The sequence below is a fragment of the Burkholderia sp. AU17457 genome (assembly GCF_002223255.1).
GTDB lineage: Bacteria > Pseudomonadota > Gammaproteobacteria > Burkholderiales > Burkholderiaceae > Burkholderia > Burkholderia sola.
The window spans coordinates 1,427,954-1,447,679 of sequence record NZ_NKFB01000003.1 but is presented as its reverse complement, the minus strand read 5'-3'; the positions used below and the strand labels follow the sequence as shown (position 1 = coordinate 1,447,679).

Genomic DNA, 19,726 nt, shown 5'->3' with positions numbered 1-19,726 from the left:
CGGGTTTTCGGCGCATAAGCGGCGTCGAGAAGGCGGCAGCGACATCCGGTGGCGGACGAGCACTGCCACAAATGGCAGTACCGTGGCAGAATTGGCAGTCAGCCTGGCAGTCCGTCCGGGCGCCCCTTCGCCGAGCGAGCCGCCGCATGAATCCGCACGACACCATTCCGATCGTCCCCGCGCCGCGCCATGACGCGATGCCCGACGTACACGCGCTCGTCGCGTATCTCGAGCAGGATCCGCAGCCGATGATCGTGGTCGACCCCGACTACCGGATCCTCGCGGCGAACGATGCATACCGGCGCCAGTTCGGCGTGGCCGGCGTCGAGCACGTGGGCCGGCACTGTTTCCAGGTGTCGCATCACTACGACGTGCCGTGCGACCAGGCCGGCGAGCATTGCCCGATGAAGCAGGCGCTCGAATCGCGCGGGCTGAACCGCGTGCTGCACATCCATCACACGCCGCGCGGCCCCGAGCATGTCGACGTCGAGCTGCGGCCGATCTTCGACGCGGACGGCAACGTGATCGCGTATGTCGAGCGGCTGACGACCGTGCGCAGCGCATCCGCGCAGCCGAGCGCGGAAGGGCTCGTCGGCGGTTCCGACGCGTTCAATGCGGCGCTCGGCGCGCTGCAGCGCGTGGCGCCCTCGACGCTGCCGGTGCTGCTGCTCGGCGAATCGGGCACCGGCAAGGAGCTGTTCGCCCGCGCGCTGCACGAGGCGAGCGATCGCGCGATGGGGCCGTTCGTCGTCGTCGATTGCTCGGGGATCGCCGAGACGCTGTTCGAGAGCGAACTGTTCGGCTACGAGAAGGGCGCGTTCACGGGCGCGAACCAGCGCAAGCCGGGCCTCGTCGAAACCGCGCAGGGCGGCACGCTGTTTCTCGACGAGATCGGCGACGTGCCGCTGCCGATGCAGGTGAAGCTGCTGCGGCTGATCGAATCGGGCACGTTCCGGCGCGTCGGCGGCGTCGAGGCGCTGCGCGCCGATTTCCGGCTCGTCGCGGCCACGCACAAGCCGCTGCGCGAGATGATCGACGACGGCCGGTTCCGGCAGGATCTTTACTACCGGATCAACGCGTTTCCGATTCCGCTGCCGGCGCTGCGCGAACGGCAGGGCGACGTCGCGCTGCTGGCCGAATCGATCCTGCGGCGGATCGCGAATGCGCGCGGCAAGGCGGGCGACGCGAATGCCCGGCCATTCGCGGCCCGGCCGTTCACGCTGACCGAGCGCGCGCGGGCGTGCCTCGACGCATATGCATGGCCCGGCAACATCCGCGAGCTGCGCAACGTGCTCGAACGCGCGTGCCTGTTCGCGGACGACGGCACGATCCGCGTCGAACATCTGCCGGCCGAGCTCGTCGCGGCCGCGGCGGCGCCGCACGCGCAGGCGGCGGACGCACGCGGCGTGTCGGACGCGGAACTCGTCCGGATCGCGCGCGCGTTCGACGGCACGCGCAAGGCGCTCGCCGCGCAGCTCGGACTGAGCGAACGGACGCTGTACCGCCGGATGAAGGCGCTCGGGCTTGGCACGCGCGAGCGCTGAACGGGCGTGGCACGCGCGGCTGGCCGCGGCACGCGGCTTTGTCGATAATGGCGCGTTCCATTCCAGCGTGCTCCCATCGCCGATGAAAAGACATGTCCTTTCGCATTGCCTGTTGCTTGCCGTCGCAGCGCTGGCCAGCCCGGCGCACGCCGCCGACTACACGTGGACCGATGCGGCCGGTGCGCATGCGGTGACGCTCGCCAGAACCGCGTCCGGCGACGACGTCGAACTCAAGGTGTCCGCGACGCTCGACGGCCGCCCCGACTGGACGGTGCGCGACTACGTGAAGGCATGCCCGGTCGACGTGATTCTCGACGTCGTGCCGAAGTCGATCGAAATGCGCGACCTGCTCGGCAATGGCCGCAAGCAGTTCCTGTTCGCGTACAAGGTCGGTTGCCGCGGCGACGTGAGCGCCGATCAGGTCAAGTACTTCCTGATCGACGCGGGGACGAAGTACGTGCTGCGCGGCGAGGAAACCGTGACGATCAACGGCAGGTTCGTCGACGGCGGCGCGGCGCCCGTGCCGAACGCGGACCTGAAGGCGCAGCCCGCGTTTCTGCGTTACATGACGCAGCGCTGGCACGGGATCAGCCTGCGCAACGACTAGGCGGGTGTGTGGCCGTTGGGCGCGAGATACCGGCTGCCCATGGTGAAACAGGCGGCGCACGGGAAACCCGCGCGCCGCCCGCCCGTCATCCGATCAGCGCGCCGGCGCGAGTTGCGCCATCGCCTCGCGCATGAAACCGAGCAGCGTCTCGTCGGTCCACGAATCCTTCGTCAGCGCCGGCTCGTTCATCAGCGCGTGGCGGAATTTCGCATGCGTGGCCGGATCGTGGCCCGCGTAGCTGCAGAACAGCTCGAACCAGCGCTGCGCGAGCGCGCGGCCCTGCGGCGAATCGGGCCGCGTGCCCGCATCGATCGCGTCGCGCACGTCGGCCATCAGTTGCGGCCATTCCATCGCCCGTTCGCGGTAATGCGCGCGCATGAAACGGATCTCGTCCGGCGTGAGGTACTTCTCGAAGAGCCGCATCTTCGTTTCCGACGAGGCCCGCAGCACGTAGTCGCGCAGCGCGGTCGAAATGCCGATCTTCGACTGCATCGACGGTTCGTGCTCGTGCATCAGGTTCAGCTTCGCCAGCAGCCGCGGATCGTTGTTCGTGTCGCGCACCAGCAGCGCCATCCAGCGCGCGGCGAGCGCACGCACGCGCTCGTCCTCGGCGGGTACGCCCGCATCGTGCAGCGCGCGGACCTCGTCGACGAGCGCGATCCATTCCGCGTCGCCGGCCTGGCTCTTTCGGTACATCGGCAGGCGCGCGAGTTCTTCCTCGGAGAAATATTTGTCGTACACGGTCATCAACTCCAGTGTGGTGAGCCAATCGGCCAGTTCCGGCTCGGTGCCCGCCGCGAGCTGCGCGTGCAGGCTCGCGAGCCGCTCGCGCAGCTGCGCGGTTTGCGCGAGCTGGCGGTCGAGCGATGCGATCTGCTTCGCGACCAGATCGACGAGCGGCGTGCCGGGCCGGGTCAGGTAGTCGCCGATTTCGGCGAGCGACAGTCCGAAGCGACGCAGGGCCTGGATCTGGTGGAGCCGGGCGATGTCGTCGCGGTCGTACAGCCGGTAGCCGTTGTCGGCGCGCGCCGAAGGCGTCAGCAGACCGATTGCGTGATAGTGATGAAGCGTGCGGACGGTCAGTCCGCTGCGTTTCGCCAGGTCTCCCACTTTCAGCCGCATTCGTTCCTCCGTTCGGTGCGCACACTGGAGTCTCGAACGTTACGCTACGTGAGGGTCAAGCGGAAGATCGGCGATCGGACGCGCGTGGCGGGGAGTCGCACGCGCGGCCGATCGGAGGGGCGGTTATTGCGGTAATTGCGCCGAAGGGGCGGGCGCGGCGGCGCGTGCCTGCGTGCCGGTCGTGCCGTCGCCGGCGGCTTGGCCGGTTTTACCGGACGTGTCGCCGTTGTCGGCCGGCGGCGTGCCCATCGCCTGGTAAAGCCGCGCGGTATCCGCGAACCGTGCACCGGTCGCGCGAATCTCGTCGAGCCGCGCATTGCGGTACTGCAACTCGCTCGCGCGCGCGGCCGACGGCGGCAACGCACCGAGCCGCACGCGGGCGGCCGCGTCGTCGTATGCGCCACGGGCGGACAGCGCGGCGCGCGACGACGCATCGAGCGCCTCCGCGTCGTGCTCGAGCGCCGCGAGCGAATCGGCGACGTTCTGGAACGCGCCGAGCACCGCCTGCTTGTACTGGTCGACCGCGGCCTCGTAGGTCGCCTTCGCCGCGCGGCGCTGCGCGAGCAGCGCGCCGCCGTGGAAGATCGGCTGGCTCAGCGACGCGCCGACGTTCCAGATCGCGCCGGCGCCCGACAGCATCGCCGGCCAGCTGAAGCCGCCTTTGCCCATCGCCGCCGACAGCGACAGTTGCGGAAACATCTGGGCGGTCGCGAGGCCAACCTCGGCGGCGGCGGCTTTCAGCCCCGCGTCGGCGGCCTGGATGTCCGGGCGGCTTTGCAGCAGGTCCGACGGCACGACGACGGGCACCTGCCCGGGCAGATGCAGATCGGCGAGCGCGAGATCGGCCGGCGGCCGGTCGGGCGTGCGGCCGACCAGCACGGCCAGCGCGTGGCGCGCCGAGTCGCGCTGTTGGCGCAGCGCGGGCAGGCTCGCCGCGAACGTGTCGGCGCTTTGCCGGGCATTGAGCGCGTCGCTGCGCGATGCCGAGCCGAGCGCATGGCGGCGCTCGGCGTCGTGCGCCTGGTCGTTCGCGAGCGCGACGAGCCGCTCGGTCGTGTCGATCTGCGCATTGAGCACCGACACGGTGATCGACGCGGTCACGATGTTCGCGGCCAGCGCGCGCCGCGCGGATTCGAGCTGGAACGCGCTGACGTCGACGCGTTTCGCAAGCGCGCGGTTCGCGAAGCGCGACACGCCGAACAGGTCGACCGTATAGCTCGCCTGCAGTTGCCCGACGAACGTGTCGTACAGCAGCGTCGGCGCGCCGAGCGCGGGGATCGGCACGCCGAGCGCGCGCTGGCGCGTGGCCTGGCCGACCGCGTCGATCGACGGCAGCATCGAGCTGCCGATCTGCCCGCGCAACTGCTCGCGCGCGGCATCCAGCGAGTGCGACGCCGCGCTCAGCGTCGGGCTGTTGCGCAGCCCTTCGTCGACGAGCGCGTTCAGCGCCTCGGAACGGTACTGTTTCCACCAGTCCGGCACCGGCTGCGCGCCGACCTCGAACTGCTGCGCGACGCCTTGCGCGGACACCGTCTGCTGGACTTGCGGCACGGCGCCATAGTGCGCGGGCGACGGCATCGCGGGCGGCTCGCCGCTCGGCGCGAACCATGCGCAGCCCGCGAGCGGGCCGGCGACGCTCGCCGCGGCGAGCACCCGCACGGCTTTCTTTTTCAGGGTCATCGATCGATCCATGGTCAGGCTCCCGACGGCGCGGCAGGCGTGCCGCCTGGCGGCGGGCCGTCCTGCGGGTCGCGTTCGTCGCGCTTCACGCGGAACCACGTCGCGTACAGCGCAGGCAGGTAGAACAGCGTCAGCACGGTCGCGCTCGTGATGCCGCCCATCAGCGCGGTCGCCATCGGCCCGAAGAAGTTCGAGCGCAGCAGCGGGATCAGCGCGAGCACGGCGGCCGCGGCCGTCAGCGTGATCGGGCGGAAGCGCCGCACGGTCGCGCCGATGATCGCGTCGACGCGGCCGTGGCCGACCGCGATGTCCTGCTCGATCTGATCGACCAGGATCACCGAGTTGCGCATGATGATCCCGAACATCGCGATCACGCCGAGCATCGCGACGAAGCCGAACGGCTGGCCGAACAGCAGCAGCGTCGCGACCACGCCGATCAGCCCGAGCGGCGCGGTCAGCACGACCATCAGCACGCGCGAGAAGCTCTGCAGCTGGATCATCAGCAGCGTGAACACGGCGATCGCCATCAGCGGCATCTGCGCGTTGATCGACGCCTGCGCCTTCGCGCTTTCCTCGACCGAGCCGCCGATGTTGATCTGATAGCCGACCGGCAACTGCGCGCGCAGCGCGTTCAGCTTCGCGTCGACCGCATGCGTGACGTCGATGCCCTGGGCGCCGGCGCGCACGTCCGACTGCACGGTGATGGTCGGCTGGCGGTCGCGCTCCCACACGACGCCGTATTCGAGCGTCGGCGTGAAGCGGCCGAGCGAGCCGAGCGGCACGGGGCCGTTCGGCGTCGGCAGCGCGAGGCCCGCGAGCTTCGCCGGATCGACGCGGTCGGCGCGCGGCGCGCGCAGGTCGACGGCGATCAGCTTGTCGCGCTCGCGATACTGCGTGACGGTCGTGCCGGACAGCGTCATCGCGAGGAAGCTCGACACGTCCTGCGACGTGACGTTCAGCTCGCGCGCCTTCTTCTGGTCGAGCTCGAAGCGCACCGAACGCTCGGCCGGCTCGTCCCAGTCGAACTGCACGTTCACGGTGCGCGCATCGCCGCGCATCGTCGCCGCAACCTTCTCGGCGATCGAGCGGACCGTCGCGATGCTGTCGCCGCTCACGCGAAACTGCACCGGATAGCCGACCGGCGGGCCGTTCTCGAGCCGCGACAGGCGCCAGCGCACGGCTGGAAATTTGTCGCGCAGCGTGGTTTCGAGCCAGGTCGCGAGCTTCTCGCGATCCTCGACCGATTTCGCGGTGATCACGAACTGCGCGAAGTTCGGCAGTTGCAACTGCTGGTCGAGCGGCAGGTAGAAGCGCGGCGCGCCGCTGCCGACGAAGTTCACCGCGTGGTCGATCTCGGGACGCTTGTCGATCGCTTTCTCGAGCCGCTCGGTCTCGCGCAGCGTCGCCGCGAACGACGCGCCTTCGGGCAGCCGCAGGTCGACCAGCAGCTCGGGCCGGTCGGAGCTCGGGAAGAATTGCTGCGGCACGAGCGTGAAGCCCATCAGCGCGACGACGAACAGCGCGCCCGTGATCAGCAGCACGACGAAGCGCCGCTCGATGCACCAGTCGATCCAGCCGCGCAGCCGCCGGTAGAAGCGGGTGTCGTAGATGTCGTGCTCGTGATCGTCGGGCAGGTGCGCCTCGTGCGCGTGCCGCTTGCGCTCGGGCAGCATGTGGAAGCCCAGCAGCGGGATCAGCACGACGGCCGCGAACCACGACGCGATCAGCGCGATCGCCGACACCTCGAAGATCGAGCGCGTGTATTCGCCGGTGCTCGATTTCGCGAGCGCGATCGGCAGGAAGCCCGACACCGTGACGAGCGTGCCCGTCAGCATCGGGAACGCGGTGCTGGTGTACGCGAACGCGGCGGCGCGCGCGCGGCTGTAGCCTTGTTCGAGCTTCACGGCCATCATCTCGACCGCGATGATCGCGTCGTCGACGAGCAGCCCGAGCGCGAGCACGAGCGTGCCGAGCGACACCTTGTGCAGCCCGATGTCGAACAGGTACATGAACAGCGCGGTGACCGCGAGCACCACCGGAATCGAGATCACGACGACCATCCCGGTGCGCAGCCCGAGCGACACGAGGCTCACGACCAGCACGATCGCGACCGCTTCGGCGACGGCTTCGAGGAAGTCGTCGACCGAGTGCGACACCGCGTGCGGCATGCTCGACACCTCGGTCAGCTTCAGGCCGGCCGGCAGTTGCGCCTGCAAGTCCTTCGATTCGGCGTCGAGCGCCTTGCCGAGCCGGATCACGTCGCCGCCCGGCTGCATCGTCACGCCGATGCCGAGCACGGCTTTGCCGTTCATGCGCATCTGCGTGACTTGCGGATCGTCGTACCCGCGTTTCACCGTCGCGAGATCGCCGAGCCGGAACGTGCGGCCGTTGATGCGGATCAGCGTATTCGCGATCGCATCGACGTTGTCGAACTGGCCGCTCGGCCGCACGAACACGCGATCGTCGGCGGTCGTCAGCACGCCGGCCGACGAGATGTCGTTCTGCGCGTTGATCGCCTGGCCGAGCTGCTGCGGCGAGATGCCGAGCCGCGTGAGCTGCGCGTTGTTCACCTCGATGAAGATCCGCTGGTCGGGGTCGCCGAAATAGTCGACCTTGCCGACGCCCGGCACGCGCAGCAGCACGGTGCGCAACTGGTCCGCATAGTCGTGCAGTTGCGCGGGCGTGAAGCCGTCGCCCTCGAGCGTCCAGATGTTGGTGTAGACGTCGCCGAATTCGTCGTTGAAGAACGGGCCCTGCACGCCGGGCGGCAGCGTGTAGCCGATGTCGCCCACTTTCTTGCGGATCTGGTACCAGGTATCGGGCACGTCCTTCACGGGCGCCGAATCCTTCATCGTGAAGAAGATCAGCGATTCGCCGGGGCGCGAATAGCTGCGCAGGAAGTCGATGGCCGGCGTTTCCTGCAGCTTGCGGCCGATCCGGTCGGTCACCTGTTCCTGCACCTGCCGCGCGCTCGCACCGGGCCAGAACGTGCGGATCACCATCACGCGGAACGTGAACGGCGGGTCTTCCGATTGCGCGAGCCGCGTGTAGGCGAGGATGCCCGCGAGCGTCGCGAGCGCGATCAGGTAGACGACCAGCGCCTGGTGGCGCAGCGCCCATGCGGACAGGTTGAAGCGGCCTTCTTCGTGGGAGACGCTCACGATGCGAAGTCCTCCGGATGCAGCGGCGCGATCGCGCGCACCTTCTCGCCCGCGCTGACCGTATGCACGCCCTGCAGCACGACGCGCTCGCCCGGCTGCAGCCCGTGCGACACGGTGACCGTGCGCTCGTTGAAGCGCGCGACGTCGACGCGGCGCAGTTCGAGCGTGTCGTCCTTCGTGCGCACGACCCACACGGCCGGTTGCGCGCCGTCGTGGAACAGCGCGGTCGCGGGCAGCGTGATCGGCTGCGTATCGCCGGCGGCCGGCGCGCCGTCGAACGCGACGTCCGCGGTCATCCCGAGCCGGATCGCCGGATCGGGCGCGCCGAGCGTGAGCTTCACGCGGTAGGTGCGGCTTTGCGGATCGGCGGCCGGCGCGATTTCGCGCACCTTCGCGGCGAACTGGCGGCCCGGCAGCGACGGCAGCGTGACGGTCGCCGCATGGCCGGGCGCGAGCGACGCGAGCGCGGCTTCGGGCACGTCGCTCACGACGTCGACGTCGCCCGACCACGCGAGCTGGTAGACCGGCTGGCCGGCCGACACGTTCTGGCCGGTATCGGCCTGTTCGGCGGTGATGGTGCCCGCATGATCGGCGACGAGCGTCGCGTAGCGGAGCTGATTCTTCGCGAGCGCGAGTTGCTGCTGCGCCTGGTCGCGCTGCGCGAGCGCCGACGTGTAGCTGTTCTGCGTCTGTTCGAGCTGCGCGGTCGCGATCAGGTTTTCGCGGGCCTGCGCGCGATCGCGGTCCAGCTGCTGCTTCGCGAACGCGAGGCTGTGCGACGCGGCGTCGAATTGCGCCTGCGCGCTCGCGGCGTTCTTCTCGACGTCGGACGGATCGAGCAGCGCGACGACCTGGCCGACCTTCACCGTATCGCCGAGCCGCACCCGGCGCTCGATGATCTTGCCGGCGATGCGGAACGACAGCGGCGTGGCATAGCGCGGCTGGATGTCGCCGGGCAACGTGCGCGCGGCCGCGACGGTGTCGGCCCGCGCGGGCAGCGCGACGACGGGGCGCGGGGCGGGCGGCGCGGATTCTTTCGGATGACAGGCGGCAAGGACGAGCGCGGCGCCGATCAGCAGCGCGGCGCGGGAACCGGAGCGATTCACGAAACCCCCAGGTGAGGTGGAGCGGAACGAGGCCGGCAAGCGCGGCGCGCGCTTGCCCCAGAACGGCGCCGGCATCGGCGCACGCGGACAGACGGACAACATTTTGAGAAACTGTGGCGGATTCTAATACACACCTGTATCCGAATGCAAAGATGAATCCGAAAGGGAAAGGATGCTAGACTGCGCGCCATGAAACCACAGCGCTTAACTCGCGAGCAGAGCAGGGACCAGACGCGCGAACGTCTGCTGAAAGCCGCGCATCGCATTTTTATGAAGAAAGGCTATGTGGCCGCGAGCGTCGAGGACATCGCGGCGGCGGCCGGCTATACGCGTGGCGCGTTCTACTCGAATTTCCGCAGCAAGTCCGATTTGTTGCTGGAGCTGCTGGAGCGCGATCACGCGGAGGTGCAGGCCGACTTCGAGGCGATTTTCGAAGGCGGCGGCACGCGCGAGCAGATGGAATCGATGGCGCTCGCGTATTACCGGACGCTGTTTCGCGACGACGAATACTCGCTGCTGTGGGGCGAGGCGAAGCTGCAGGCGGCGCGCGACGCCAAGTTCCGCGTGCGCTTCAACCAGTTCCTGCACGGCAAGCGCGTGCAGATGGCCGAATTCATCGAGCGTTTCGCCGAGCGCTCGGGCACGCCGCTGCTGCTGCCGGCCGACACGCTCGCGTTCGGGCTGATGTGCCTGTGCGACGGCGTGCAGTCGTACTACACGGCCGATCCGCAGCACGTGTCGGCCGACGTCGCCGAAACGGTGCTGGCGGGGTTCTTCGCGCGGGTCGTGCTGGGACGTGCGCCGGACTGACCGGCACGCGCCGTGCGGCGATGCGCGTCAGCGCTCGCCGGTCATCCGCCGGTACGCGTCGAGCAGCGACGTCTTGTAGACGACGCCGGCGAGCGTCGGCTCGGCTTCGCTCTCGATCACCGGCAGCCGTTCGCCCTGGAACGCCATGAAGCGCTCGAGCGCGGTCGCGAGCGGCATGTCGGGCGTGAGCAGCGGAAACGGCGTATGCGCGTAGTGCGCGGCCGTCTTGTCGGTCGTGTCGCGCTTGTCGAGCAGGTCCGACGTGATGTCCTTCAGCGCGACCGCGCCGCGGAAGCGCCCGGCATCGTCGGTCACGTACAGGTACTTCACCGGATATTCGAGAAACACGCGCGTCATGTCGGCGACGCTCGCGGTGAGCGGCACGACCGTCTGCGCGGGCTGGATCAGCTCGCGCATCTGCGTGGTGCGCAGCCGCTGCCGCTCCTGCGCGTCCTGGTAGTGGTGCTGCGTGATGTCGTACATCGACGTCGTGCCCGTCGCGCGCGCGACGAAATACGCGAACACGCACGACACCAGCAGCGGTAGCACGACCTGATAGCTCAGCGTCATCTCGAAGATCATCAGGATCGCCATCAGCGGCGCTTGCGTGGCGCCCGCCATGAACGCGCCCATCCCGACGATCGCGTACGCGAAATACGCGGACGTATGGCCCGGCCACAGCGCGTCCATCGCAAGCCCGAACAGCGAGCCGAACACGGCGCCGACGAACAGCGTCGGCGTGAACACGCCGCCGATCGCGCCCGAGCCGGCCGTCGCGGCGGTCGCGATCACCTTGAACACGAGGACCGCGACGAGCGCCTGCCAGGTCCATGGCGAATGGAGGATGTGGTTCACGACGCTGTAGCCGTTGCCCCACACGTCCGGAATCCACACCGAGATCACGCCGACCACGAGGCCGCCGAGCGCGAGCCGCACGGGCAGCGGCACCGGCAGCCGTTTGAACTGCGTCTTCGACGCGTCGAGCAGATGCAGGAACTGCGGCGCGAGCACGCCGCACAGCGCGCCGAGCACGACGAACGGCAGCACCTCGGCGCCCGTCACGGCCGGAAACACCGGCATCTCGTACGGCGGCCGGTAGCCGACGAATTCGCGCATCACGATGTTCGCGACGACCGACGCGACGACCATCGGCCCGAAGCTCTCCATCGCGATCGTGCCGAGCACGATCTCCGACACGAAGAATGCGCCGGCGATCGGCGCGTTGTACGCGGACGTGATGCCGGCCGCGGCTCCGCACGCGACCAGCAGACGCAGGCGTGGCGGGTCGAAGTGCGCGAAGCGGCCGACGAGCGACGCGGCGAGCGCCGCGAGCTGCACCATCGGGCCTTCGCGGCCGATCGAGCCGCCGCTGCCGATCGTCAGCAGCGACGACACGCTGCGCCACAGGCTCTGCCGCACCGGCACGACGCCGTTGCCGAGCGCGACCGATTCCATGTAGTCGGTCTTGGCGGCCGCTTTGTCGCCGCGCGTCGCGAGCAGCAGCACGCAGCCGGCGAGGAAGCCGCCCGCGGCCGGCATCCAGAAGCGCACGTACCACGGCAGGCTCTTCGCCATCTGCACGAAGCTGCCGCTGTGCCCCGAGATCAGGCGCTGCATCAGGTCGATGCCCTCGCGGAACGCCATCGTGGCAAAGGCGCCGCCGACGCCGACGATCGCCGACCAGATCAGCATCGTATGGGCGTCCGACAGGCGGAGCAGCGTTCGGGCGCGAGTGCGCAGCTTCAGCAGGAACGAGAGCACGGCTGAAAGGGGGCGATGGAAAACGACGCGAAGCATAGCACTGCGCCGCGCCCGCGGGACCGCCCCATCGGGCGTCTCATCGGGCGCGGCGCGCGAACCGTCGCGGACGTGCGGCTCAGCCAAGCCAGTGCTGCACGGCCCAGGTGATCGCGTAGCCGCCGGCGATCAGCCACACGTTGAGGATCAGGCCGGTCATCAGCGCGCGCGGGCCGGCCGCGCGGATCTGCGCGACGCGCGTTTCGATGCCGAGTGCGGTCATGGCCATCGTCAGCGCGAAGGTGTCGAGCACGTTCAGCGTATGGGTGACGTCCGCGGGCAGCACGTTCAGCGAATTGACGATCACGAAGCCGAGGAAGCCGAGCGCGAACCACGGCACCGCCACCTTGCGCTGGCGTTGCGTGCCGCCGGCCGCGTCGTGAGCCGAGCGTGCCGAGCGGGCGAGCCACCAGCCGAGCGCCAGCAGCACCGGCACCAGCAGCATCACGCGCGTCATCTTCACGATCGTCGCGACGTGCACGACCTGCGGGCTGATGTCGCTCGCCGCGCCGACCACCTGCGCGACTTCGTGGATCGTGCCGCCGAAGAACAGGCCGAGGCCGGCTGGATCGAGGTTCAGCAGCCCGGCGTGATAGGCGAGCGGATACAGGAACATCGACAGCGTGCCGAACAGCACGACGCTGCCCACGGCCATCGCGCTCTGATGCGGCTTCGACTGCAGCGTCGATTCGAACGCGAGCACGGCGGCCGCGCCGCAGATCGCGCTGCCGGCGGCGGTCAGCAGCGCGGCATCGCGGTCGAGCTTCATCAGCCTCATGCCGACCCACGTGCCGATCGCGAGCGTGCTGACGACGACCAGCACCGATACCGCGAGGCCCGGCAGCCCGACCTGCGCGATTTCCTGCAGGCTCACGCGCAAGCCGAAGAACGCGACCGCGATGCGCAGCAGCCTGCGGGCGGAGAAATTGACGCCGGCCGCCCAGCTGGCCGGCATGCCGTCGCGCAGCGCGTTGCCGTACAGCGCGCCGGCGACGATGCCGACGATCAGTGGCGACAGGCCGAGCCCCGCGATCGCGGGAAGCTCGGACAGGCTGGTGACGGCGGCGGCGAACAGCGCGACGAACAGCACGCCGTTCAACTGGCCGCGCATCGACGGCGCGGCGTGGCTGAGAGGGGAAGTCGGAGCAGTGGACATGGAAGCACCGTGATGGAGCGTGTGGCGATGCTGTAATCCTAATTTCGTTATATCGATATGAAAAATTGTGATTTGTGACGTAAACTATCCGGAAATCCGATAATTCATCTCCATGACCCCGGATCAACTGATAACGTTTGCCGCCGTCGCCGAGCATCTGAACATCAGCCGCGCCGCCGTGGCGCTGCATCTGTCGCAGCCGGCCGTGTCGGGCCAGTTGCGGCTGCTGCAGGACGAGTTCGGCGAGCCGCTGTACCAGCGCGACGGCCGCGGCATCCGGCTGACGCCGGTCGGCGAACAACTCGCGCAGTACGCGAAGGCGCAGCGCGACACGTTCGCGCAGGCGCGTGCGTTCCGCGACGCGGTGCGCGGGCTGGAAGCCGGCACGCTGCGCATCGGCGCGAGCACGACGCCCGCGAGCTACCTGCTGCCCTACCTGATCGCGGCGTTCCAGCCGCGCGCGCCGCGCGTGTCGATCCAGACGATGAGCGGCAACACGGCCGACGTGGTCGCGGCGCTGCCGTCGCTCGACATCGCGCTGATCGAAGGGCCCGCCGGCGAGGCGCTGCCGCCCGGTACGGCCGTGCATGCGTGGCACGAGGACGAGATCGTCGCGATCGTGCCGGCCGGGCATCCGCTCGCGGCGCCCGGCTACGGCGCGGGCGTGACGCTCGACGCGCTTGCCGCGTATCCGCTCGTGCTGCGCGAGGCGGGCTCCGCCGTGCGGCAGCTCGTCGAGCGCGCGTTCGCGCATGGCGGCGCGCCGATGCGCGTCGCGTTCGAGATTGCCGGGGTCGAGGCCGTGAAGGAAGCCGTGCGCGCGGGGATGGGCGTCGGGTTCGTGTCCGCGATGTCGCTGCGTCACGACGATGCGGCGCTCGTGCTGCGCTCGCTGGCGCCCGCGCCGCTCACGCGGCATTTCTCCATTCTCGTGCCGCATGGCGGCGCGCCGTCGCGGCTCGCCGCGCAATTCCTCGAAATGAGCCTCGCGCAGGACCTCGCGTAGGCGCGAAGCCGCGCCGGGAACACGCGTTGCATGCGGTCGGCGCGCGCATTCGTGCGATAACGGAGCCTTAGGGATTTCCTCTATGGCGTGCGTCCGAAGCGAAGCGCACCATCCGTCTCAAGCAAATGGAACCGGTTCCATTCCGGTGAAAAAGGGCAACATGGCAGACATCGTGATCGTGGCGAGCGCATTCGGGATGGATCGGGTGCGCCAGGAGGGCCACAGTGCATTTCTCGCGACCGTGGCGGCATCCGGTGCGACCGGTTTCGAGGTACGGCGCGAACTGTTCGCGTCGGACGACGACACGGCGCCCGGCGCGCTGGCCGCGCTCGGGGCGCAGATCGCCGGCCACGGGCTGTGGTCGGTCTATTCGACGCCGGACGCGCTGTATACGGAAACGGGCGCGCTCGATGCCGACGCATTGCGCGACGGGCTCGCGCAAGCCGACGCGCTCGGCGCGCGCTTCGTGAAATTCCAGCTCGGCGGCTTCGCCGGCGACGCGCATGCGGCCGAGATCGTCGCGCTGTCGCGCGGCGCGCAGGCCCGCGTGGTGGTCGAGAACGGCCAGCTCGAGGTCGGCGGCGCGTTCGCGCAGTTCCGTGGGCTGTTCGCCGCGCTCGCCGATGCCGGCATGCGCGATGCGCTCGGCATGACGTTCGACATCGGCAACTGGCAGTGGCGCGGCGAAGCGCCGCTCGACTGCGCACAGGTGCTCGCGCCGCATGTGGAATACATTCATTGCAAGGCCACGGAAGGCGAGGGCGCGCGTCGGTTCGCCACCGCGCCGGCGCCGAACGATCCGCTCGTGACCGGCGTGCTCGCGGCGCTGCCGCAGCATGCGCCGCGCGGCATCGAGTTCCCGTTCGACGCGGCCGACCTGGCCGGCGATGCCTGCCGGCGCGTCGCGTGGCTCGCGACCGCGTGACGGCAGCAGGATCCTGAGGAGTTCAGTCATGAAAGCAGCACTCGATGTCGTGACCTACGGCGAAGCGATGGCGATGTTCGTCGCGACGGAGCCCGGCCACCTCGCACACGCCGGGCAATTCGCGAAGCGGATCGCCGGCGCCGATCTCAATGTCGCGATCGGTCTGTCGCGGCTCGGCTTCCGGGTCGGCTGGATGAGCCGGGTCGGTAGCGATTCGTTCGGCCGCTACGTGCTCGACACGCTGGCGCGCGAGGGCATCGACGCGTCGTGCGTGACCGTCGATCCGCGCTACCCGACCGGTTTCCAGCTGAAGTCGCGCAACGACGACGGCAGCGACCCGACCGTCGAATACTTCCGCAAGGGTTCGGCGGCGAGCCATCTGTCGTGCGACGACTACGTGGCCGACTACGTGCTCGGCGCGCGCCATCTGCACCTGACGGGCGTCGCGCCGGCGATCTCGGCGACGTCGTGCGAACTCGCGTTCCGGCTTGCGCGCGAGATGCGTGCGGCCGGCAAGACGATCTCGTTCGACCCGAACCTGCGCCCGACGCTGTGGCCGTCCGCCGACGTGATGGCGAAGACGCTGAATGCGCTCGCGACGCTCGCCGACTGGGTGCTGCCGGGCCTGTCCGAAGGGCGGCAGCTCACCGGGCACGACACGCCGGCCGACATCGCGGGCTTCTATCTCGCGCAGGGCGCGCGCGGCGTCGTGATCAAGCTCGGCGAGCAAGGCGCGTATTTCCGCACGGCCGACGGCCGCGAAGGCACGGTCGCCGGCGAGCGCGTCGAGAAGGTCGTCGATACGGTCGGCGCCGGCGACGGCTTCGCGGTCGGCGTGGTCAGCGCGCTGCTCGACGGGCGCAGCATCGAGCAGGCGGTCGCGCGCGGCAACCGGATCGGTGCGCTCGCGATCCAGGTGATCGGCGATTCGGAAGGGTTGCCGACGCGCGACGCGCTCGACCGGCTCGAAAAGGTCAGCAATCACGCCGATCGCTTAGAGGAAACCGTCACCGCGCAATGAGAGGCCGGACACGGCACAATCCGCGGATCCATTTCGTGCTTCATGCACGGTTTTGCATGAGACCGGGCGACGCAACGATGCGCCGATGCCGGTCTACTCAGGAGACACTCTGATGGCAGCCAATCTCGCAGCTCGACGCTGGTGGACGATCATGCCGATCGTCTTCATCACGTACAGCCTCGCCTACCTCGATCGCGCGAACTACGGGTTCGCGGCGGCGGCCGGCATCAACCAGGATCTCGGCATCAGCAAGGGCCTGTCGTCGCTGATCGGCGCGCTGTTCTTCCTCGGCTATTTCTTCTTCCAGATCCCCGGCGCGATCTACGCGGAACGCCGCAGCGTGAAGAAGCTCGTGTTCGCCAGCCTCGTGCTGTGGGGCGGCTGCGCGGCGCTGACCGGCGTGGTCAGTAACATTCCGTCGCTGATGGCGATCCGCTTCGTGCTCGGCATCGTCGAGGCGGCCGTGATGCCGGCGATGCTGATCTACATCAGCAACTGGTTCACGAAGAACGAGCGCTCGCGTGCGAACACGTTCCTGATCCTCGGCAACCCGGTCACCGTGCTGTGGATGTCGATCGTGTCCGGTTATCTCGTGCATGAATTCGGCTGGCGCCACATGTTCATCGCCGAAGGCGTGCCGGCCATCATCTGGGCCGTGTGCTGGTGGGTCCTCGTACAGGACAAGCCGGCCGATTCGCCGTGGCTCAGCGCACAGGAAAAGCGCGACCTCGACGCCGCGCTCGCGGCCGAGCAAGCGGCGATCAAGCCGGTGCGCAACTATGGCGAGGCGTTCCGCTCGCCGGCCGTGATCAAGCTGTGCGCGCAGTATTTCTGCTGGAGCATCGGCGTGTACGGCTTCGTGCTGTGGCTGCCGTCGATCGTGAAGAACGGCTCCGACCTCGGGATGGTCGCGACCGGCTGGCTGTCCGCGCTGCCGTACCTCGCGGCGACGATCGCGATGCTCGCCGCGTCGTGGGCGTCCGACAAGGTCGGTTCGCGCCGCGGTTTCGTGTGGCCGTTCCTGCTGGTCGGCGCCGCCGCGTTCGCCGCGTCGTATGCGCTCGGCTCGTCGCATTTCTGGATCTCGTATGCGCTGCTGGTCGTCGCGGGCGCCGCGATGTACGCGCCGTACGGCCCGTTCTTCGCGATCGTGCCGGAACTGCTGCCGAGGAACGTCGCCGGCGGCGCGATGGCGCTGATCAACAGCATGGGCGCGCTCGGCTCGTTCGTCGGCTCGTATTTCGTCGGCTACCTGAACGGTGCGACCGGCTCGCCCGTCGCGTCGTACGCGTTCATGAGCGCCGCGCTCGTCGCCGCGGTGATCCTCACGCTGTCCGTCAAACCCCAGGCGCGCGATGCGCATCCGCTCGCCGCGCCGCTGCAAGGAAAATGAAACGATGAAGCCCCGTATCGTCGCGTACAAGCCGCTGCCCGATGACGTTCTCGCGTACCTGCGCGAGCATGCGGACGTCGTGCAGGCCGACGGCGCCGACGCGCTCGCCGCCGCGCTCGGCGACGCCGACGGCGCGATCGGCGCGAGCCTGAAGGTCACGCCGCAGATGCTCGATCGCGCGCCGCGGCTGAAGGCGTGGTCGACGATCTCGGTCGGCTACGACAACTTCGACGTCGCCGATCTCACGCGGCGCGGCATCGTGCTCGCGCATACGCCGGACGTGCTGACCGAGTCGACGGCCGATACGGTGTTTTCGCTGATCCTGGCCTCCGCGCGGCGCGTGGTCGAACTGGCCGAGTGGGTGAAGGCCGGCCACTGGCATCGCAGCATCGGCCCGGACCTGTACGGCACCGACGTGCAGGGCAAGACGCTCGGCATCGTCGGGCTCGGGCGGATCGGCGGCGCGGTCGCGCGCCGCGCGGCGCTCGGCTTCCGGATGCAGGTGCTGTACGCGAACCGGTCCGCGCATGCCGAGGCCGAGGCGCAGTACGGCGCCCGGCGCGTGACGCTCGACGAACTGCTCGCGCAGTCGGATTTCGTGTGCCTGCAGGTGCCGCTGTCGCCCGACACGCGCCACCTGATCGGCGCGCCCGAATTCGCGAAGATGAAGCGCGGCGCGATCCTGATCAACGCATCGCGCGGGCCCGTCGTCGACGAAGCCGCGCTGGTCGACGCGCTGCGCGCGGGGACCATCCGCGGCGCGGGCCTCGACGTATTCGAGAAGGAGCCGCTGCCGGCGGATTCGCCGCTGCTGCGGATGAAGAACGTCGTCGCACTGCCGCATATCGGCTCGGCGACGCACGAGACGCGCCATGCGATGGCGCGTTGCGCCGCGGAAAACCTGGTCGGCGCGCTGGCCGGCACGCTGCGCACGAATCTCGTCAATCCGGATGCGCTGGCGCACGCCTGAGCCGCCTCCCGCAACCGGCCGGCGCGGCGCCGGCGCCGTTAGAGTCGATGATCTTGGTGCCGGAGGGCTGGCTGCGTTATGATCGCCCGCGCTCGTCGCATCGACGACCGGCCACGCGGCCGGCGGTGTCGCGCGACGGGCATCCGCGCCAGGTCCGGTGCGGCCGACTGCCGTAGCACGCTGCTGGCGGGCGCGGCTCGACCGCGCAGCACCGGCCAGCGCAGGCGCCCACGCGCCACGACAGGGGAGGCCGCCGGTTGGCTTACGTTCCCAACAACAATGGTCCGTCTGCTCACGAAGCGGCGCGGATCGTACGTCGCGAGGCACGACAGTGACCGATTCGCAACCTTCCACGACGCGTCCGGCGACGATCAGCGACGTCGCGCGCGAGGCCGGCACGGGCAAGACCAGCGTTTCGCGCTATCTGAACGGCGAGACGCATGTGCTGTCCGTCGATCTGCGCCAGCGGATCGAGGCGGCCATCGCGCGGCTCAACTACCGGCCGAACCAGATGGCGCGCGGGCTCAAGCGCGGCCGCAACCGGCTGCTCGGCATGCTCGCGGCCGACCTGACCAATCCTTACACCGTCGAAGTGCTGCAGGGCGTCGAGGCCGCGTGCCATGCGCTCGGCTACATGCCGCTCATCTGTCACGCGGCGAACGAAGTCGAGATGGAGCGCCGCTTCCTGCAGCTGCTCACGACCTACCGCGTCGAAGGGCTGATCGTCAACGCGCTCGGCGCCGAGGAGGACGTGCTGCGTCCGCTGCGCGGCGCCGGCATTCCGGCCGTGCTCGTCGACCGCACGGTCGAGGGCTTCGAGGCCGACCTGATCGGCCTCGACAACGCCGACGCGATCGAGACGGCGCTCGCGCACCTCGTCGAACACGGTTTCGACGCGATCCATTTCGTCGTGCAGCCGTTCGAGCACGTCAGCTCGCGGCGCGTGCGCGAGACTGCGTTCCGTGCGGCGCTGGCGGCGCGCGGGCTGCCGGTGCCGCCGACGGTCGTGCTCGACCTGAATGAAGCCGACGCGGCCGCGGCGGCGCTCGCCGACGTCGATGCCCGCATCGACGATGCGGCCCGGCGCGGCGTGCGCGCCGCGCTGTTCGCCGCGAATGCGCCGGTCGCGCTGGCGATCGCGCGCCATCTGCGCGCGCGCTTCGGCGCCGCGTGGCAGCAGCAGGCGGCGCTGCTGTCGATCGACGATCCGGAATGGGCCGAGCTGATCGGCATCACGACGATCCGTCAGCCGACCTACGAAATCGGCTACAAGGCCGTCGAATTCGTGCACGAGCGGATCGACGGCGCGGCGGGCGACGTGCGCGTCGCGATGCTGCCCGGCGCGTTGATTGCGCGCGCGTCGACTGCAAGCTGAGTATCATTCGGGGCACGCAGCGCGCCGGGTGCGCTGCCTCGAACCAAGGAAAT

At 69.4% G+C, this 19,726-nt stretch carries 15 protein-coding genes; 9 read left to right on the top strand and 6 right to left on the bottom strand.

What is annotated here, in order from left to right; genetic code table 11:
• The first annotated feature begins 146 nt into the window (after positions 1-146).
• The gene (locus tag CFB49_RS09305) at positions 147-1,544 is read left to right on the top strand and encodes a sigma-54 interaction domain-containing protein (RefSeq protein ID WP_089491196.1); all 1,398 of its coding nucleotides are present in this window, start codon (positions 147-149) and stop codon (positions 1,542-1,544) included.
• 82 nt (positions 1,545-1,626) lie between these two features.
• On the top strand, positions 1,627-2,151 hold the full coding sequence (locus CFB49_RS09300) for a M949_RS01915 family surface polysaccharide biosynthesis protein (RefSeq protein WP_089491195.1): 525 nt from the start codon (positions 1,627-1,629) through the stop codon (positions 2,149-2,151).
• A 93-nt stretch (positions 2,152-2,244) separates the two neighbouring features.
• Here CFB49_RS09300 and CFB49_RS09295 read toward each other — a convergent pair whose 3' ends face one another.
• The 4 genes from CFB49_RS09295 to CFB49_RS09280 form a co-directional block, all read right to left on the bottom strand.
• Entirely contained in the window at positions 2,245-3,273 is a 1,029-nt protein-coding gene (locus CFB49_RS09295; protein WP_089491194.1) for a MerR family transcriptional regulator, read from the bottom strand.
• Between the two features lie 123 nt (positions 3,274-3,396).
• Positions 3,397-4,965, bottom strand: a complete 1,569-nt coding sequence (locus CFB49_RS09290; RefSeq protein WP_089491193.1) for an efflux transporter outer membrane subunit — start codon at positions 4,963-4,965, stop codon at positions 3,397-3,399.
• A 2-nt stretch (positions 4,966-4,967) separates the two neighbouring features.
• Positions 4,968-8,114 carry an efflux RND transporter permease subunit gene (locus CFB49_RS09285; protein ID WP_089435086.1) on the bottom strand — a complete coding sequence of 1,049 codons (3,147 nt, stop codon included), beginning with the start codon at positions 8,112-8,114 and terminating at the stop codon, positions 4,968-4,970.
• Positions 8,111-9,220 carry an efflux RND transporter periplasmic adaptor subunit gene (locus CFB49_RS09280; protein ID WP_050015485.1) on the bottom strand — a complete coding sequence of 370 codons (1,110 nt, stop codon included), beginning with the start codon at positions 9,218-9,220 and terminating at the stop codon, positions 8,111-8,113. Before CFB49_RS09280 ends, CFB49_RS09285 begins: the two co-directional genes overlap by 4 nt.
• A gap of 189 nt (positions 9,221-9,409) precedes the next feature.
• On the opposite strand from CFB49_RS09280, the gene CFB49_RS09275 reads away from it, so the two are divergent.
• Entirely contained in the window at positions 9,410-10,030 is a 621-nt protein-coding gene (locus CFB49_RS09275; RefSeq protein ID WP_069620792.1) for a TetR/AcrR family transcriptional regulator, read from the top strand.
• 27 nt (positions 10,031-10,057) lie between these two features.
• Here the strand turns inward: CFB49_RS09275 and CFB49_RS09270 are convergent, their stop codons facing one another.
• Together CFB49_RS09270 and CFB49_RS09260 are read right to left on the bottom strand one after the other, a co-directional pair.
• The gene (locus CFB49_RS09270) at positions 10,058-11,791 is read right to left on the bottom strand and encodes a ClcB-like voltage-gated chloride channel protein (RefSeq protein WP_212195489.1); all 1,734 of its coding nucleotides are present in this window, start codon (positions 11,789-11,791) and stop codon (positions 10,058-10,060) included.
• A 115-nt stretch (positions 11,792-11,906) separates the two neighbouring features.
• Positions 11,907-12,983 (bottom strand): YeiH family protein, encoded by a 1,077-nt coding sequence (locus CFB49_RS09260; protein ID WP_089491192.1) that lies wholly within the window; start codon positions 12,981-12,983, stop codon positions 11,907-11,909.
• A gap of 112 nt (positions 12,984-13,095) precedes the next feature.
• Between CFB49_RS09260 and CFB49_RS09255 the strand changes: the two genes are divergently transcribed.
• The 6 genes from CFB49_RS09255 to CFB49_RS09230 all read left to right on the top strand — a co-directional run bounded on the left by CFB49_RS09255 (position 13,096) and on the right by CFB49_RS09230 (position 19,673).
• On the top strand, positions 13,096-13,989 hold the full coding sequence (locus CFB49_RS09255; RefSeq protein ID WP_089435085.1) for a LysR family transcriptional regulator: 894 nt from the start codon (positions 13,096-13,098) through the stop codon (positions 13,987-13,989).
• A 160-nt stretch (positions 13,990-14,149) separates the two neighbouring features.
• Positions 14,150-14,914, top strand: a complete 765-nt coding sequence (locus tag CFB49_RS09250; RefSeq protein ID WP_069620788.1) for a TIM barrel protein — start codon at positions 14,150-14,152, stop codon at positions 14,912-14,914.
• A gap of 28 nt (positions 14,915-14,942) precedes the next feature.
• Positions 14,943-15,935 (top strand): sugar kinase, encoded by a 993-nt coding sequence (locus tag CFB49_RS09245; protein WP_089435084.1) that lies wholly within the window; start codon positions 14,943-14,945, stop codon positions 15,933-15,935.
• A gap of 112 nt (positions 15,936-16,047) precedes the next feature.
• Entirely contained in the window at positions 16,048-17,328 is a 1,281-nt protein-coding gene (locus CFB49_RS09240) for an MFS transporter (RefSeq protein ID WP_069620786.1), read from the top strand.
• A gap of 4 nt (positions 17,329-17,332) precedes the next feature.
• Positions 17,333-18,298: a 2-hydroxyacid dehydrogenase gene (locus CFB49_RS09235; RefSeq protein ID WP_089435357.1), complete on the top strand. Its 966-nt coding sequence runs from the start codon at positions 17,333-17,335 to the stop codon at positions 18,296-18,298.
• 331 nt (positions 18,299-18,629) lie between these two features.
• Positions 18,630-19,673: a LacI family DNA-binding transcriptional regulator gene (locus CFB49_RS09230; protein WP_069620785.1), complete on the top strand. Its 1,044-nt coding sequence runs from the start codon at positions 18,630-18,632 to the stop codon at positions 19,671-19,673.
• Positions 19,674-19,726: the final 53 nt, after the last annotated feature.

Coding starts and splice junctions, on each gene's coding strand:
- CFB49_RS09305 (WP_089491196.1), top strand. CDS start 147: ATGAATCCGCACGACACCATTCCGATCGTCCCCGCGCCGCGCCATGAC.
- CFB49_RS09300 (WP_089491195.1), top strand. CDS start 1,627: ATGAAAAGACATGTCCTTTCGCATTGCCTGTTGCTTGCCGTCGCAGCG.
- CFB49_RS09295 (WP_089491194.1), bottom strand. CDS start 3,273: ATGCGGCTGAAAGTGGGAGACCTGGCGAAACGCAGCGGACTGACCGTC.
- CFB49_RS09290 (WP_089491193.1), bottom strand. CDS start 4,965: ATGGATCGATCGATGACCCTGAAAAAGAAAGCCGTGCGGGTGCTCGCC.
- CFB49_RS09275 (WP_069620792.1), top strand. CDS start 9,410: ATGAAACCACAGCGCTTAACTCGCGAGCAGAGCAGGGACCAGACGCGC.
- CFB49_RS09260 (WP_089491192.1), bottom strand. CDS start 12,983: ATGTCCACTGCTCCGACTTCCCCTCTCAGCCACGCCGCGCCGTCGATG.
- CFB49_RS09255 (WP_089435085.1), top strand. CDS start 13,096: ATGACCCCGGATCAACTGATAACGTTTGCCGCCGTCGCCGAGCATCTG.
- CFB49_RS09250 (WP_069620788.1), top strand. CDS start 14,150: ATGGCAGACATCGTGATCGTGGCGAGCGCATTCGGGATGGATCGGGTG.
- CFB49_RS09245 (WP_089435084.1), top strand. CDS start 14,943: ATGAAAGCAGCACTCGATGTCGTGACCTACGGCGAAGCGATGGCGATG.
- CFB49_RS09240 (WP_069620786.1), top strand. CDS start 16,048: ATGGCAGCCAATCTCGCAGCTCGACGCTGGTGGACGATCATGCCGATC.
- CFB49_RS09235 (WP_089435357.1), top strand. CDS start 17,333: ATGAAGCCCCGTATCGTCGCGTACAAGCCGCTGCCCGATGACGTTCTC.